This is a genomic window from Burkholderia sp. F1 (genome assembly GCF_050813845.1).
Taxonomy (GTDB): Bacteria; Pseudomonadota; Gammaproteobacteria; order Burkholderiales; family Burkholderiaceae; genus Burkholderia; species Burkholderia ubonensis.
Map to the genome: position 1 here is coordinate 1,627,326 of NZ_CP172421.1, position 14,407 is coordinate 1,641,732.

Annotated in this window: 13 protein-coding genes, 1 tRNA gene and 2 pseudogenes; 10 read left to right on the forward strand and 6 right to left on the reverse strand. The window is 63.2% G+C overall.

From position 1 onward, the window contains the following. Window positions 1-41 precede the first annotated feature (41 nt). Window positions 42-464: a MerR family transcriptional regulator gene (locus ACFIMZ_RS07860; protein ID WP_431822126.1), complete on the forward strand. Its 423-nt coding sequence runs from the start codon at window positions 42-44 to the stop codon at window positions 462-464. 87 nt (window positions 465-551) lie between these two features. Here the strand turns inward: ACFIMZ_RS07860 and ACFIMZ_RS07865 are convergent, their stop codons facing one another. Beyond that, window positions 552-2,765, reverse strand: coding sequence for a hypothetical protein (locus ACFIMZ_RS07865; protein WP_431822127.1), 2,214 nt, complete (start codon window positions 2,763-2,765; stop codon window positions 552-554). Between the two features lie 312 nt (window positions 2,766-3,077). Between ACFIMZ_RS07865 and ACFIMZ_RS07870 the strand changes: the two genes are divergently transcribed. The 8 genes and pseudogenes from ACFIMZ_RS07870 (at window position 3,078) to ACFIMZ_RS07905 (ending at window position 11,044) form a co-directional block, all read left to right on the forward strand. Further along, window positions 3,078-3,154 (forward strand) — tRNA-Pro (locus ACFIMZ_RS07870). A 122-nt stretch (window positions 3,155-3,276) separates the two neighbouring features. Next, complete coding sequence (locus ACFIMZ_RS07875) at window positions 3,277-3,630, forward strand: DUF6538 domain-containing protein (RefSeq protein ID WP_431822128.1); 354 nt, start codon at window positions 3,277-3,279, stop codon at window positions 3,628-3,630. A 188-nt stretch (window positions 3,631-3,818) separates the two neighbouring features. After that, window positions 3,819-4,248 (forward strand): annotated as a pseudogene (locus ACFIMZ_RS07880) (STM2901 family protein). After that, window positions 4,248-4,619, forward strand: coding sequence for a DUF1493 family protein (locus tag ACFIMZ_RS07885; RefSeq protein ID WP_431822129.1), 372 nt, complete (start codon window positions 4,248-4,250; stop codon window positions 4,617-4,619). Before ACFIMZ_RS07880 ends, ACFIMZ_RS07885 begins: the two are co-directional and overlap by 1 nt. Before the next feature lie 196 nt (window positions 4,620-4,815). Next, on the forward strand, window positions 4,816-6,075 hold the full coding sequence (locus ACFIMZ_RS07890; protein ID WP_431822130.1) for an IS256 family transposase: 1,260 nt from the start codon (window positions 4,816-4,818) through the stop codon (window positions 6,073-6,075). A gap of 519 nt (window positions 6,076-6,594) precedes the next feature. Beyond that, window positions 6,595-8,604 (forward strand): acyltransferase family protein, encoded by a 2,010-nt coding sequence (locus tag ACFIMZ_RS07895; protein WP_431822131.1) that lies wholly within the window; start codon window positions 6,595-6,597, stop codon window positions 8,602-8,604. Window positions 8,605-8,994: 390 nt separating this feature from the next. After that, entirely contained in the window at window positions 8,995-10,206 is a 1,212-nt protein-coding gene (bamC, locus tag ACFIMZ_RS07900; RefSeq protein ID WP_431822132.1) for an outer membrane protein assembly factor BamC, read from the forward strand. Between the two features lie 547 nt (window positions 10,207-10,753). Then, a complete protein-coding gene (locus tag ACFIMZ_RS07905) occupies window positions 10,754-11,044 on the forward strand; it encodes a putative quinol monooxygenase (RefSeq protein WP_431822448.1) in 291 nt (96 codons plus the stop codon). Between the two features lie 41 nt (window positions 11,045-11,085). Here ACFIMZ_RS07905 and ACFIMZ_RS07910 read toward each other — a convergent pair whose 3' ends face one another. From ACFIMZ_RS07910 to ACFIMZ_RS07920, 3 genes are all read right to left on the reverse strand, one after another. After that, entirely contained in the window at window positions 11,086-11,343 is a 258-nt protein-coding gene (locus ACFIMZ_RS07910; RefSeq protein WP_205794525.1) for a DNA-binding protein, read from the reverse strand. A gap of 138 nt (window positions 11,344-11,481) precedes the next feature. After that, window positions 11,482-11,751: a hypothetical protein gene (locus tag ACFIMZ_RS07915; protein ID WP_042583806.1), complete on the reverse strand. Its 270-nt coding sequence runs from the start codon at window positions 11,749-11,751 to the stop codon at window positions 11,482-11,484. Between the two features lie 214 nt (window positions 11,752-11,965). Beyond that, entirely contained in the window at window positions 11,966-12,682 is a 717-nt protein-coding gene (locus ACFIMZ_RS07920) for a YdcF family protein (protein WP_431822449.1), read from the reverse strand. Window positions 12,683-12,840: 158 nt separating this feature from the next. On the opposite strand from ACFIMZ_RS07920, the gene ACFIMZ_RS07925 reads away from it, so the two are divergent. Next, on the forward strand, window positions 12,841-13,158 hold the full coding sequence (locus ACFIMZ_RS07925; RefSeq protein ID WP_010092548.1) for a hypothetical protein: 318 nt from the start codon (window positions 12,841-12,843) through the stop codon (window positions 13,156-13,158). 175 nt (window positions 13,159-13,333) lie between these two features. On the opposite strand, the gene ACFIMZ_RS07930 is transcribed toward ACFIMZ_RS07925, so the two are convergent. Then, the gene (locus ACFIMZ_RS07930; protein WP_084902400.1) at window positions 13,334-13,582 is read right to left on the reverse strand and encodes a hypothetical protein; all 249 of its coding nucleotides are present in this window, start codon (window positions 13,580-13,582) and stop codon (window positions 13,334-13,336) included. Window positions 13,583-13,784: 202 nt separating this feature from the next. Continuing rightward, window positions 13,785-14,180, reverse strand: a pseudogene (locus ACFIMZ_RS07935) (transposase); the annotation flags it as partial. Between the last annotated feature and the right edge of the window lie 227 nt (window positions 14,181-14,407).

Here is a 14,407-nt window from a genome sequence, read left to right on the forward strand (position 1 = left end):
CCGCGCGGCCGCCGCGCACCTTTACCGATGGTTGACTGACGATGACCACGACGGTTGAGAAAGTCGTCTTGCCTCCGATTCCCGCGAAGCGCTACTTCACGATCGGTGAAGTCAGCGAACTGTGCGGCGTGAAGCCGCATGTGCTGCGCTACTGGGAACAGGAATTCACGCAGTTGCGCCCGGTGAAGCGGCGCGGCAACCGGCGGTATTACCAGCATCACGAGGTGCTGCTGATCCGGCGGATCCGCGAATTGCTGTACGAGCAGGGCTTTACGATCAACGGTGCGCGCAACCGGCTCGATTCGCCGGGGGGCGGCGAGCGCGGCCCGGCGCCGGAGTACGAGCCCGACGCGCCGGGCGCGGAAGTGCGCCCGGCGGCGTCGAGCCGGCCGAGTGCGACGGTCGACGTCGCGGCGTTGCGGCAGGCGCTGCTCGACGTCATCGAAGGATTGAAGCGCGGCTGAAGGCCGGTCGCGCATACGACGAAGCCCGGAAGGTGTTCAGCCTTCCGGGCTTTTTTATCGGCGCTTGCGTGGACGATTCGCGACGATTCAGCGCGCGGCGAGCGGATTCTGTCGTCCGATGTCGACGACCAGCGTGCCGTCCGGCAGCATCCGCACCGAGCCTTGCGCGACCTGATTGCGGTAGCCGTACAGGTCGAAACGCATCGGGCCGGCGTCGGCCGAATTCTGGATCAGCGCGCGCACGTTCAGTTCGAGCACGTTGAACATTTTCATGTCGCCGCCTTCCATCCACATGTAGCTGGGCGCGGAGATCGGCGGGCGCTTCGGCGCGGGCGCGTCCGGTACGCGCCGGAACGTGAGGCGCAGGCCGTCGCGCTCGACGGCGGCCGTAGCGAGCTTGCCGTTCAGCACCGGCGGCGGGAACACGGTGTACTGGTCGAGCACGAGCGAGTCGCCGCGCAGCTCCGCACCGCGCCGCCGCAGCGGCGTCAACGACGCGAGCTCGACGCCGAGCGCGCGCAGCAGTTTTGCCTGCGGGATGCCGAGCACCGACACCTCGGTCGGCGAGAACGCCAGATGGCGGTCATCGAGCACCGTGAGCGAGCCCTTCATGTCGGTCGGCAGCCAGACGCCCGGCACGTGGTTCCACAGCTTGATGCCGCCCTGCACGCGCAGGTTCCGGCCGTCGGCGCTCAATTGCAGGTGGTTGAGCGAGCGCGGCGAGTAGTCGAGCAGATAGTCGTTGAAGAGCGCCGACATCGCTTTCCACGATGCCACGACCGTGCCGCCGAGCATGCGGATGTCGTACTGGTTCGGGTCGTCGAGGTCGACGGGCTCGCCGGGGCGCTTTGCGACGAGCTGCACGTCGAGTTCCTCGACGTGAAAGCCGATGTCGCCGGACAGGTTGAAATCGACGTTGCGCAGGTGGATCGTCGGACTGCGGTTCGACACGTGCCGCGCGTCTAACGGCACGTTCGTGCCGCGGAGCATCGCGACCTTCTGCATGCCTGGCTGCGCCGCGTCGCCGGCTACCAGCGCATTGGCTTCCCAATGCTGGCGCACGTCGCGCAGCGTGCTTTGCTGCGCGGCAAGGAAGCTGTCGTTCAGGCGCGCGGCGGGATTGCCGAGCGCGGCGCCGCTTGGCGGGCCCGCATACGACGGCATCCGGATCGCCATCGCGCCGCGCTCGTCGAAATTGAAATAGCCCGCGGAGACCTGCTCGCGGTAGTGGTACAGGTCGAAGACGAAATTCTGGCCGGTCCTGGCGGGCTCGGCCTGGCTGATCAGGATGTCGGCATTCATCGGCATCGAGCGCATGAACTTCACGTCGCCGCCGCGAATGTACATTGCCTGCTGCGGCGCGTTCGCCGGCATCGCGAAACCCGCGCGCGTGCCGTCGTCGAGCGTCAGGTCGAGCCCGGCGGGCGTCACGCGCAGCGCCGTGATCGCGATCTTCAGGCGCGGCGGCGGCATCAGCCTGTCGACCGACATCACGAGGTCATCGCCGGAAAGCCGCGCGATCGGCGTGTCGACCTTGAGCAGATCGGCCATCTTCACGTTGGCGGCGCGCATCACCGGCTGCGCGTCGAGGCCAGAAACGCGCACGCCGGTCGGATGGAACACGAGCTGGCTGCCGTCGCGGACCGCGAGCGTGCCGGTCAGCGAGAACGGCACCCAGCCGTCGCGCTGCATCTCGCCCTGCAGATGGATCACGCCGTCGCCGGTCGAGACGACCAGCTTGCGCAGCGGCGCGTCGCGATAGCCGAAGATGTAGGTATTGAAGAGCGCCGTCAGTTTTGCGCTGTCGAGCGTGACGGCGCCCTGATGCACGTCGATCTCGAAACTCGTCGGGTCGTCGAACACGATCGGCGCGCCGGCTTGCGTCGGCACGAGCGTCGCCGACAACTGGTGAATGAAGAAGCCGAGATTGTTGACGATGCGGAAGTCGACGTCGCGCAGGAACGTCATCGCGCCGTTCTGGCCGGAGTCTCGCAACGTGAACGGGCGCGGCTGCGCGAGCCGGATCGATGCGAGCGACGGCACCGTGCGCGCGATCTGCTGTTCGCGGGCGAGGCGGTCGGCCTTCGCGCGCTCGATCGTCGTCGATGGGGCGCTCGCGTCGCCGTCGCGCTGCGCGGCCTGCTCCGCGCAGCCCGCGCCGAGCAGGGCGAGCGCGAGTGCGCCGCAGCCCAGCGCGCGCGAGGTCCGGCGTGATGCGGCGCCGGCAACGCGCTGCGCACCGGAAATCAATCGGGGTGTTGCCAAAGGCGAGCGATGGCCGCGCCGGACCGCATTCCGCATCGTCTGTCTCCGTATCTTGTCGTGATCGTCCGCCGCATGCACGCGCTGGGCGCGGCATCCTGCGTCGATGCAGGGCAGTGTGGCATAGCTCGCTAGAGCGGCGTCACCAAACAGCGGGGGCGGGGGCGAACGTGGCGGAGAGGTGATGCGGCAAAGGATGCGGGGTGGTGTGCCGGCAGGATCAAACGACCGTATGAACGCCGTTTGCGAGTCATCCGATTGCGGGCGAATGGGCGCGTGCAAGATTCGTATTCAGAAAATGCATGCGACCCGTTCTAAACCGGGAAAGTGTCTGTTATACTTTCCCTCTTTCGGGGCGTAGCGCAGCCTGGTAGCGTACCTGCATGGGGTGCAGGTGGTCGGAGGTTCAAATCCTCTCGCCCCGACCAGGAATCAAGGCCTGGAAAGCTTGTCAGTAAAGGGTTCCCTTATCTGGCATAGCTTTCCGGGCCTTTCCTTTTTCCGGGTGTGTCAGTTTGGTGTGTCAATTCCGCCGTGCAACAATGCGGAGATGACTGACTTGGCAACTCTTCCCACTGGCGTCTATTTGCGCCCCGGCTCGTCCGTGTTCCACCTCCGGATCGGCGTGCCCAAAGACCTGCAACAACACTTCCGCAATCCAAACACCGGCAAGCCGAAGGTCGATGCGTTCCGGGCGAGTCTCCGGACAAGCAATCGAGCCGAGGCCGGCACGAGGGCGCACGAGATCATCGCGGAATCCCCCCATGCATGCCTCATGCATCGCCTGGAGCGAATGACACAATCCTGCGTGACGGGGAACGCCCCAAGGCGACGGAGCTTGCACGTCGGCAATAGTGCTCGAATTAGGTGCGCGAGAAATCGTAGAGATGCGACGCCGAAATGATCGACCAGCTCGAACCATTGCGATCGGAGCGTTGATTGACGCAATTGGGTAACTCGACCGTCAGGAGCGTGTATGAGCCGCGAAGACGCCAAAGCTGCACGCGCGCGATCGGGTAAAGTATCGGCTTCGTAGGGGTATGTACTGAGAGAGCAGTGCCGCCCCGTTCGACAATCAGAGATAACAAATCCATGAGCGAAAACCGATATACCTACGGGACTCATCAGAGTCTCACGCCCGCTGACCTGTTCGTGTTCGTGGCGTTATGAAATCCAGAAGCAGCTTGGGTTCGATGATCTTGCCAGTGCAGCAGCCATATTGCTTGGTCAGAACGACGTACCGGTTGCCGGAAAGCTCGGCGGTGCCGTGGCGGGAACATCGGTTGTATCCATTGCGGCCCGCAAAATGCTGCCGTTCACTCTCAGGATGCGCCTTCCAACCATCACGAAAGCAGGGGTGGGCGGTCTACGGATCGCAATGACTCGGAGCCTCGGGGCGTTCGTCGGCCGGGCGATTCCCGTAGTCGGCGTAGTGTTGCTGTCGAAGGATGCAATCCTCATCATGCGGAACACCGTGGTGTCTTATAACCGGATCGTGAAACCAGAGGATCGGGTGCTGTAATGGCAGATGCGACTTGGGATCAACTGGAAGCATTCGCCCGCGAAGAACTGGGCAAGCCGATCTTTGGTGGTCCGCTGAAATTGACGCCGGATAGCCGGATCGAGGAAGACCTCCGCTTGACCGGCCTCGATGTCGTCGAGTTCATCGACAAATGGGCCGAGACGTTCGGCGTTGAGGCCCGGGGCTTTCCATACAACCGATACATTGGCCCCGAGAGTCTCGACGTAATCAAGTCCGTTCTTGGGTTGTTCTCAAAGAAGCATCGAGACCCGGAACTCGTTCCGCTGACTCTTGGGATGCTCGCCGAAGCGATGCGCCGTGGTCGTTGGAACACGGCCGAGATTGAGGCGTGGGCTGGCGAGAAGAATTAGTCGTGTTGGCAAGACCATAGCGTCGCGCCGCCGCCTTCGGGCGGCTTTGCATTATCTGGGCCGGGGATAATCTCGATGCCGCAAGGTTCAGTCAATGGGGCCGACAGATGGGCTTTGCTAACGCGGAGCCCGTGGTCATTGAGCCTATCCGATCTTTTGTGTGTGAGGCATAAACTGATGGCCAAGGAGCCACTTTATGCCACGCAAACGCAAGGAAGAAGTGACGATTGAACCGGGCAAGGGCTTGAACCTTGACCCGGAACTGATCAAGCAACTGGTGCCCGGGACGCTGGACCGGGCGACGATCAACGAGCAGCTTGCCGCGCTCAAGAAGGCGATCTTCGAACGCGCACTGGGCGGTGAGTTGACCCACCACCTGGGCTACGAGAAGGGCGAAGTCAAGCCGGCTGGCAGCACGAATCACCGCAACGGCACGAGCCGCAAGCGCGTTGCAACTGACGACGACCTGCTCGACGTCGAGATTCCGCGCGACCGCGAAGGCACCTTCGATCCGGTATTGATTGCCAGGGGCGAGCGGCGCTTCACCGGGTTCGACGACAAGATCATCGCGATGTACGCGCGCGGCATGAGCGTGCGGGAGATTCAGGGCTTCCTGCTGGAGATGTACGGCATCGAGGTATCGCCGGACTTCATCAGCACGGTGACCGACGCGGTGATCGACGAAGTGCGTGAATGGCAGCAGCGCCCGCTCGAGCCGATGTATCCGGTCGTGTTCTTCGACGCCTTGCGCGTGAAGATCCGCGACGAAGGCGTGGTCCGCAACAAGGCGATCTACCTGGCGCTGGGCGTGCGCCGCGATGGCACACGCGACGTACTCGGTCTCTGGATCGAGCAGACCGAAGGCGCCAAGTTCTGGCTGCGGGTCGTCAACGACCTAAAACTGCGCGGCGTGCAGGACATTCTGATTGCCGTGGTCGACGGCCTGAAGGGCTTCCCGGAAGCGATCAATTCCGTGTTCCCTGAAACGACGGTTCAGACCTGCATCGTGCATCTGATCCGGAACTCGCTGGACTTCGTGAGCTGGAAAGATCGCAAGGCGGCCGCCGCCGCGCTCAAGGAGGTCTACCGGGCGCCGACGGCCGAGGCAGCCGCCGTGGCGCTGGATGCCTTCGACGCCGGCCCGTGGGGCACGAAATACCCGCCGATCGCCGCGCTCTGGCGCCGGGCCTGGGAACAGGTCATCCCCTTTTACGCGTTCGCGCCGGACATCCGGAAGATTATCTATACGACCAACGCGATCGAGTCATTGCACATGCAGCTTCGGAAGATCATCAAGGCACGCGGTCACTTCCCGTCAGACGAGGCCGCGCTTAAGCTGATCTGGCTGGCGCTGCGCAACGTCGTTGCCAAGTGGACTGGCTCCCGGCACGATTGGAAAAGCGCGATGACGCAGTTTGCGTTGCTTTACCCGGAACGGTTCAGCATCGGAATCTGAGTCTTAACCCGCCTCACACACGAAATTCCGGACACCTCCTGGTCATTCCAAAGTGGCTATCCGTCCGCGGTCGATTCTCTCCGTCGTTGCCTGGAAATGCCATGCGGCAACGGCTTGGTCCCGGCACTCCAAGTGGATCGTCCAGGCCGCATTCCCGCTTGTGCCGAGTTCAATGCGCTTGCCAGATGGCGCAGATTTTTCATTCCGGAACCTCAAGTTTTTCTCTGTCCAGCCGATACGTGCTGAAGGGGCGTCGACGATTCGTCCCTCTGAGGCCGGCCTGCCGAACCTGCAACCGCCACGAACCCGCGCGATGAGACCAGGCGCCGAGATGGCGGCGGGGACGCCGGTCTGACCCATATCAAGTCCGAGTTCCCGTACTTCCGTTGATCGATTCTTCACGCTCTATGCACATCGCTTAATTCAAGTTTTCTTTGCAATCCGAGTCCCGCTGGCTTTGCCTGGCGCGTCTGAATGCCTCCGGTAACGACCCGGAGCACTTTGTTGCCCCCCAGATTGATGAATCAAATCGCCACAACAAGAACAAGCATTGTCCAGTCCGCGCACGGGGATCCACAGATCGCTGCGGCAGCAAGAACGAGCCATCGCGCCTACCGCCCCGACATCGACGGCCTGCGGGCAGTCGCCGTTATGGCTGTCGTGGCCTTTCACGCCTTTCCGGACGTGATACGGGGTGGATTTGCCGGTGTGGACATATTCTTCGTCATTTCCGGCTTTCTGATCTCGCGTATCGTCATGGACGGCGTCCGGGCGGGTCATTTCAGCTTCGTCGACTTCTATATCCACCGAATCCGCAGAATCGTTCCGGCGTTACTGATCGTTCTCGTCTCGTGTTATGCGGCCGGCTGGCATCTGCTGGGCGAAGGTGACTTTGCTCTTCTCGGCAAGCACCTCGCGGGCGCGGCCGCGTTTGTGTCGAACATCGTCCTGTGGAAGGAGAGCGGGTACTTTGACCCGGACGGCTCGACGAAACCGCTACTGCATCTGTGGTCACTGGGAGTCGAAGAGCAGTTCTACATCGTTTGGCCGGTCGTCATTCTCGCGGCGGTCGCATTCCGGCGGCGGCTCTTGCTCGCCATCGGCGCCATCGCGATTGGCTCGTTTGCCTGGAATACCTGGCTCATTTCGATTGGCAGTGCGGGCGCGTACTACTCGCCGCTGTCGCGCTTCTGGGAATTGCTTGCCGGCGCCCTCGGCGCATATCTGATGCGCGAACACGCAGCCCCCATGCAACGCTGGCGGGATCGTTTCGGCGGCGCTGCGTCGCTGGCCGGCTTCGTCCTGATCGCGGGAGCGATTCTTCTGTTGCAGAAGGACCTTCCGTTTCCGGGGTGGCGGGCAATCCCGCCCGTTCTCGGCGCCCTGTGCATCATCCTCGCCGGGCCCGACAGCCCGTTCAACCGTCATGTCCTGTCGAACAGGGGCCTCGTGTGGATCGGCCTGATCAGCTTTCCGCTGTATCTGTGGCACTGGCCGATACTCACGTTCTGGAACCTGGTGATGACCGAAAAGGCGTCGGCGCTCGAAACCGCGGGCATGGTCGCACTCGCCGTCTTCCTGGCCTATCTGGTCTACGAGTTTGTAGAACGTCCGATCCGTCGGCGCGGCGGTCGAAAGGTGGCTGTCGTGCTGGTCATCCTGCTGATCGGTATCGGATATGCGGGCTACAACGCTTTCGTCAGGGGTGGGCTTCCGTTCCGTACCGTCGTCAAGCAGGAGCTTCGTCAAGACACCCGTGCGTATCTTGGTGAACCCGCGACGGCCATCAACTGCTCCGTAATCGATGACGGCTTCGTTCCACCCAAGTCGTGCCAGGATGCTGCCGGAAGCGCAGCCGCGCCGCTCGTCTTTCTTTGGGGCGATTCGCACACGGCGAACGTTTCTTATGGGCTCACTTCGGACAAGCTCAAGGAGCTCGGCATTCGCCTTGCCGTTGCAATGAAGGGCGGCTGCCCGCCTGTCATCGGCTATCACCCGACCCAATCGCCAAGGTGCGAGGATTTCTATGTGCGCAGCCTGGAGAAACTCCGGGCGCTCAAGCCGGATGTCGTCATGCTGACCGGGTCGTGGTCGCTCTATTACGAGAAGAAGGGGTATAACGAGCTTGACTCGGCGGCGTTGGTCGACACGATCCGGGCCATCCGGCAGATGGGGGTCAGGAAAATCATTGTCGTCGGCTGCTTCCCGGTCTTCGAGATCAGTCTGCCCAAACTGGGTGGAAGGCTGTTCATCCCGAATGAACGGGATCGCACATTCGAGCGGTTCGACACGACGCTCTACGGAATCGATGCGCGTGTGAAGGAGGTTGCCGCGAAGGCTGGAGCGGACTTCATCTCCCCGCTGGACAATCTGTGCGACAAGAACGGGTGCGTGATTTCCGCCTCCAGCACGAAATACATCCCGGTCGCCTATGACGTCTCGCACATGACATATCCCGGATCCGGGTATTTCGTTGACAGGGCGATCGGCAAATCGACGTTCTCGCTATCCTTGCGTGATGCTCCTTAGTGCCATCCCCGGCATGACGGTACCCCGGAATTCATGGCTGCCACGGTGCGCCATCGGAACGTGCCGGACGATGAAGGGCGGTAATTTACCGACAAACAACGAGTCCTATTTTGTCGCCGGAGCACGCTGGTCTACTCCGTACAAGCATTCTCCTGGATGGGGCGCTGGTGGCAGGAAGTTCGAATCCTCGCGCCCCGACCAGGCTGGCACCCGCATCAGTCAAGGCTGTCGAGGGTTTCTCTCTGGTGCGGACGGCTTGCGTCGCACGCCGGCCAATCCCCGGCCGGCACAGCGCATGCCCGCTTTTTGCACAGCCCGCCTTCGCACCGGTAAAATACAAGGTTGATCCACGGAAAGCGCCGTGATTTAGCGGAAGAGGATTCCCAGAACATGACTGATCTTCGTCTTACCAAGCGGTTCGCTGCAGTGCTCGCCACCGGCGCGCTCGTTGCCGGTTGTAGTTCGCCGTCGCCCACGAAAGTGGACTACAAGAGCGACTCGAAATCGAAGGAGGTTTCGCTCGCAGTGCCGCCCAACATGCTCGAGGAGACGGCCGATCAGCGCTCGTTGCCGCCGCAGGGCGGTGCAACCTCCCTGTCGGCGCTCCAGCAGGTCCAGCAGGCCGCGCCGTCCACCGATGCCGTCGTGCCACCCGTGACCGGCATGCATATCCAGCGTGACGGTACCGAGAGCTGGCTCGTCATCGACGGCAAGAAGCCGGCCGACATCTGGCCGCAGGTCCGCCGCTTCTGGCAGGAACAGGGCTTCCTGCTTGTCGTCGACCAGCGCGACAAGGGCGTGATGGAAACCGACTGGAACGAAACTCATCCGCAGATCAACGACGGCCTGATCCGCAGCGTGATCTCGAAGGCGATGGGCAATTCGTACGTGACGGCCGAGCGCAACAAGTACCGCACGCGTCTCGACGTGGCGCCGAACGGCGGCACCTACGTGTTCGTCAGCCAGAAGGGGATGCGCGAGGCGCTGACCGGCCCGAACAACGATTCGAGCAAGTGGGAGCCGAAGCCGAACGATCCGGCGCTCGAGACGGAGTACCTGAAGCGGCTGATGGCCGTCCTCGCGCAGAACGACCTGCGTGCGAAGAACGGCGAGCCGCCGATCGCCAATATCAGTGACACCCCGCCCGCGAAGGACAAGAAGGGCGCGGCGGACGCGTCGTCGAAGGCGGCGGCAGCGGCCATTGCGACGCAAAACGTCGCGCGTTCGTCGTCGCAGGGGACTGCCGATGCGAGCGATGCGGTGCCGTCCGAAGTCACGCTCGGCGAGCCGTACGATCGCTCGTGGCTGCGCGTCGGCCTCGCGCTCGATCGCGCCAACTTCACGGTCGACGATCGCGATCGCGAGAAGGGGCTGTATTTCGTGCGATACGTCGATCCGAAGGATCTGAGCGCCGCCGAGCAGGGCTTCTGGAGCCAGTTGTTCCACGGCAAGAAGGAAAAGCAGGCGAAGCAGTACCGGGTCAACGTGAAGGCGCTCACGCCGGATCAGACGCGCGTCGCGGTCATTGACGAGTCGGGCGCGATTGATTCGTCGCAGCCGGCCCGTCAGATCATGGGGTTGCTGGTGAACCAACTGCGCTGATCGCAACACCCGCTCTGCTGCATTCGAGAAAGCCCGCCATTTGGCGGGCTTTTTTCGTTCTGGCGCTCGCTGCGCGCGTGGTTGTTTGTGTGTCGTTTCCGGATCGGTCCCCCCGACGTGACGTTACGTAACATCCGGGTGTTACGGGCGACAAGGCGCATGTCACGCCGCGTCGCTTCGAAAATTCACCTTTAAAATCAACGAGATGATGGTTGATATGTATCTGGCATGAAATCTGCTGCTTATAGGCAGATCGTCAGGGCAGGGAGGATGGCGCCAGATGCCGGACACGCGTCGCGAGCGCGTGAAAAACGGTATCGACGCTTCAAATGCCGGCGCAGCCCGCGCCGGCGCAATCGATGATGATCCGCGCGCGTGCGCGGATCTCGATGGCCCCGTCGCCTATCCTCGTAGGGCGACGGTTTCGCCCGCGCTTCCTGTGAAGCGCGGGCAATTTTTTTGGGGCGTCGGTCATGCGTCGGGGCGCCGATACGGTCGCCGCGGGATTCGCGTATGCTCGGTCTCTTTCGAGACCGAGGAGGCAGGAATGACGGAAATCGCAGTCGTCGCGCTGATCGTGGCGAAACCGGGGGCGGAGGAAAAGCTGCGTGCCGTGCTCGAGGGGATTGTCGAGCCGACCCGCAACGAGCCGGGCGCGCTGCAATACGACCTGCACCGCGATCTGAAGGAGCCTGCCCGGTTCGTGTTCGTCGAGCGCTGGGCGAGCGAGGCAGCGCTGGCTGCGCATGCGGGTTCCGCGCATATTCTCGCCTACCGCGAGGCGGCCGCGGACTGGATAGCGAGCTCGGAGATCCGCGTGCTGTCGAAGCTCGTCTGAGGGGCGGGCAGTCAGGCGACCGAGCCGCCCGCCGGCAGGCGTCAGTGCGACGCGTTGGGTACGTCGAGGATCAGGATGATCGTCCAGTCCGCGTCGCCGTCGTGATGGTACTGGCGTTCGGCGACGATGAACGGCTGCTGCTTGCCTTGCGGGCCGAGAAAGAGCACGTCGCCTTCCATCGGCAGGCACTCGATCGGCGGGAGCGCGAGAAAGGCGTCTTCCGAGCCGCGCGGCATCAGTTGCTTGATCTGGCGAGTGGCGGCTTCCGTCCACTCGATGTCGAGTTGAATGTTGCTCATGCTGTCCTCCGCACCAAGGTGCGTACGGGGTGGAAAAGTTCGGTGCGCGACTGTAGCACAGCGTACCGGCGCCGCAACCAAAAAAGCCGAACCCGGTTGCCCGGATTCGGCTTTTTTGCTTATGCGGTGCCGCAGAAGTTACTGGCTGGCGGCGTCGGCCGGAGCAGCCTTCTTGGCGGCCTTCTTTGCCGCCTTGTGGTGAGCTGCCTTCTTGCCGTGGTGTTCTTCGTGCATTGCCGGCTCGGCTGCCTGGGCAGCTTGCTGCTGCTGCAGGGCCTGCGCGCGCTGCTCGATCTCGGCGATCTTGGCCGGATCGGTGATGGTCTTGATTTCCGTGCTCTCTTGCGCATACGCTGCGCCAGCCAGCGCCGACATCGCAACCAGGATAGCCAGGGACGTCTTCTTCATTGCTTTACCTCCGCTAAGTGGTGATGAACCCGAGTGTTGCCGTTCAGTCTGGCGACCGCAATCGAGTGCGTGTCGAGTGTAACAAAAGTGACGGATCAATGCATTGGAACGGCGGCGCGGCGCAAGGCCGCGTTGAAGTCGCGCAACACTTGCCGCGTATCGTCACGCGCGTGCCATGCGGCGCTGTGTTGCCGGGGCATGTCTGAAGGTGTCCTCAGAACCACCCGAGCCGGCTGTACACGTGAAATTGCGCGATGCCGATCAATTCGTGCAACGCATGCTCGGCATTGATCAGATTCTGCCGGCGCGGCAGCCAGCCAGTTCGCGCGTCGCGGCGATTGGCGTAGACCGGCTGGGCATCGATGCCAAAGTGCCGGAAATCGAGCAGCGCACGCCGCATCTGATACGACGACGTGACGAGGATCGTCGCATCAATATGCCGTGAGCGTAGTATAGGCGTCGTGAACTTCGCATTTTCGTAGGTCGTGCGGCTGTTTGCTTCGAGCATGAGGTCGCGCGGGTCGACGCCTTGGGCGACGAGATACGGCGCATAGGTCGCGGCTTCGGTCGCACCGTGCCGCTCGGGATCGCCGCCGGACACGATGACCGTGCAACGTTTGGCGCGCTGTCGGCAATCGCGGTAAAGCGCGGCGGTCTTGCGAATGCGGGGGAAGCCGTCCGTGCCCGGCTCGAGTCGTCCGTCGATGCGCCGCGTTCCCGTGCCGAGCAGGATCAGCACGGTTTGCCCGTGCATGTCCGGGTGTTCGACCGGCGTCACGCCCGCCTGCGACCATGCGATCAGCGGCGCCGCGAGCCAGCCCGTCGCAAGCAGCCAGAACAGCGCGAAGGCGACGGCCGCGATCGTGCGTCGCCATTTGCGGCACAGCATGAAAGCGACGAAGAGAAGTACAAATGAATCGAACAGAATCAATTTGATTGGGGTATGGTGTCTTTTTATGGATGGCTGATGATCTGGCCCCGACTCGACGCCGAGCGTCCAGCCTCCTGAACCGGTGGCGGCGCCGGCGGGCGGAGACCCCGCCCGGCGCGCTGCCTGGCATTGTCGCTGCACTTTAAGAAAGAATCGAGATGGCCACGTATTCCAACGAAGCGGTGCTCGACGCGCTGAGGCGGGTGCAGTATCGCCAGGTGCCGTGGGCGCGTCGTCCGGGCGTGTTCGAGTATCTGCGGTCGCTTGGGCTGATGGACACGGTCAGGCAGAAGACCGTTGCGCCTGCACCGGGCTTTCACGCGCCGGTCGACATCGCCGTGCTGACCGACAGCGGCCGCGCCGAATTCGCGCGCCTCGAACGCGACGAGAAATTGCCCGCCTGGACCGATCGCAGGATCGAGGATTACGCGCTGAGCGAAGCGAGCGCCGTCGCGATCCTCGAAAGCCGGCTGTAGCGCACAGGTCCGCCGGCAACTCGGCGAAAAAAAAGCCCGTATCGCGAGGATACGGGCATACCGGATACTTTTTGCTGCTGCCACGTTGTGCTCATGGCAACGATGTTGACTCGCCACGCATCGCGCAGTTCCCGGGCGCACACAAATTCTCTGATGAAGGCGGCGGGGCGCCGGGTTACGGATGGCGGCGCGAATCCTGCGGCGGCATGCCGACACGTGCGCGCGCATTGCTGGCGATGTCGCCGCGCAGGTCGCCGCGCGGTACCGTCTGATTGGACTGTTCGGCGCCGGGCGGCGCATGCAGATTGCCCTTGTGTTCCTGCTGACGGTGCGGCTGCCTGGCGTGGTCGTCCGCGCGCGCCGGCAATGCAAGCGCCAGTGAAACGACAATGCCGCATGCCGCGAGCAGTGACATTGGTTTCATGGCGGACTCCCTTCAAGCCGTCGATGCGGCTCGCTGATATGACGCTAAGGTAAGCGTGGGAGTGCAGGCTTGCTGTAAATATTGGTAAATAGTTGTATCGCCGCGCGACAATGGGACCGCGGCGACGCGGCCGCGCTTCGCGCGGCCGTTGCCGAAAGAGACCGGGCGGCCGCAGCCGCCCGGTTCGGTGTCCTGTCCTTTACGCCATCTTGACCGGCGCGCGCCAGGATTCCGGATTGGTCCAGAAGGCGCCGCGCAGGCGGTCGCGGCTCGGTGGCGCGGGCGGCTTGGCCGCGCTCGCGCCGATGCGGCCACGCAGCGAGATCTGCCGGCCGCTCGTGCCGAGTCGCTTGACGATTTCGGCGAGCGTGCCGTCGGCTTGCCACTCGTCGAAGCGGCGGCGGCAGGTCGGCGGCGACGGATAGCGCCCCGGCAGCTTCGACCAGCCTTCGCCGGTCGACAGCACCCACAGCACGGCATTTACCACCGAACGGGCTTCCACGCGGGGACGACCGCGGCGCTCACTCCGTGCGGGTTCCGAACAAAACAGACCCTCGACCAGCGCCCACTCGTTATCTCTCAAATCGTCGAACAGCATCATGTCCTCACCTCAGCGAAGCAAACTCCGGTGCGCTGCCCTGCGCCGCGCACTCTTCAAGCACTCGATCACCGAGTGCCGGGTGGGGGCGTCCAGTCCGCCGGCGATGAATTTCAGGCATTCCATCGGACGAAACCGCGCCCTGTGCGTCAGGTAAAAGCACGAAGCGTGCCACGTGGGAGGCATATCCCTCGAAAGCCGCTTGGCAGCGAGCTGACGGCTACGTC